The organism is Methanospirillum sp. (genome assembly GCF_035406105.1).
Lineage (GTDB): Archaea > Halobacteriota > Methanomicrobia > Methanomicrobiales > Methanospirillaceae > Methanospirillum.
Map to the genome: position 1 here is coordinate 1 of NZ_DAONKG010000358.1, position 1376 is coordinate 1376.

Here is a 1376-nt window from a genome sequence, read left to right on the forward strand (position 1 = left end):
GGATCCCGAATATTCCACATCGCACATGCAGAACAACAATCCGATGAGCGGCCTCCGGATGACGAGAGATGGGTTTATCATTTAATACACACTGAACAGTTCTCACATCAAAAGACAGGAACCGTTTTATGGACACCTGCCCCCTCCACCCGTTTGATTTTTTTCCGGTCTTCTGACCGTGTGCTCAAATCAGGTAATCCATATGATTTTAGAGTTGAATGGTCAGGTGAACGCGGATTTGATGAAGGCTGCCATTGTCGGGGTAACAATGGATGAGGAAGTCCTCAATTGCAGAGTGATGGTGAGAGAAGACATGCTCTGGTGGATGCCTCTCGCCGATGTCAGACCTGAAGATCTGTTCATGCATTTTTCAACACCACACCCTTCCCGGATTCTTCATCAGGCATTATCAATACCTCTCGAATATCGGTCAGGACCACTCATCAGGCTCATCCTAATACACAGTACCGATCCCTCATATGGTGATATCCTGGTTGTAAATGCCCATCACATAGCCATGGATGGCCGTGGATTAAAAGAGGTTACCAGGCAATTCTTGCACGTTACTCCAGGTTACTGCAGGGAGAGAGCGAATCAACCGGACACATTTCACTTTCACAACGAAACCTCCCCAGAATAAAAGATATCATGGCATTCCAGGCAGATAAGCAGGATATTACGATGGCATGGACATCACCTGTCTCTATCCCGTGTAGATCCCTTGAATGTACAACACCAGCCTACTCACTCCTCCACCTGGATAAAGAGAGGGTTCGTTATCTTCATTCGATCAGAAAAGAATGGGCAGTTTCAGTGAATGATCTCATGATCGCCGTCATTATACGGGCTTTAGCAGATATTGCCGGAACCAGTGATTCGCATCGTGTATCACTCCTGACAACCATCGACCTGCGACGTTATCTCGATATCAGTCCTGCAACTTCAGTTCAGAACTACTCTACCGCATTTCACATCAGCATGGATGTGCCTGTGAATGAACCTATACACGTGACTGCAGTCAGAACAAAAACTCTAATGGATGCAATAAAGAACAATTATCCCGGAATAGATGCAGCATTTGAAGCTGAGCGACTTTATGACAGTGGATATGCGGCAGCATACAGGGAGATAGGCGACCGGTGGGCAGAAAATGAACGATCCAAGACGAGAATCCCAATATTTTCAAACACCGGGATCATAGAACCTTTCGGATTTGATAGCGATATATCAGTTCGTTCAGCATATATCCTTCCGACCCATAACCGTCCCCCCGGTATATTGTGTTTATTATCCAGTTACGGGGATGAGATGACGCTGTCAAGTACCTATTGCCTTCCCGGATATGATCCTGATATACTATTCAGGTTTTTTTCACG

The 1376-nt window shown here is 45.9% G+C and carries 2 protein-coding genes; both read left to right on the forward strand.

Going from position 1 to position 1376, the window contains the following annotated elements:
• The first annotated feature begins 202 nt into the window (after positions 1 to 202).
• Positions 203 to 640 (forward strand): hypothetical protein, encoded by a 438-nt coding sequence (locus tag PLA23_RS13450; RefSeq protein WP_324475545.1) that lies wholly within the window; start codon positions 203 to 205, stop codon positions 638 to 640.
• An 8-nt stretch (positions 641 to 648) separates the two neighbouring features.
• On the forward strand, positions 649 to 1376 hold a 728-nt coding region (locus PLA23_RS13455; RefSeq protein ID WP_324475546.1), incomplete at its 3' end, for a hypothetical protein.

Coding starts and splice junctions, on each gene's coding strand:
- PLA23_RS13450 (WP_324475545.1), top strand. CDS start 203: ATGATTTTAGAGTTGAATGGTCAGGTGAACGCGGATTTGATGAAGGCT.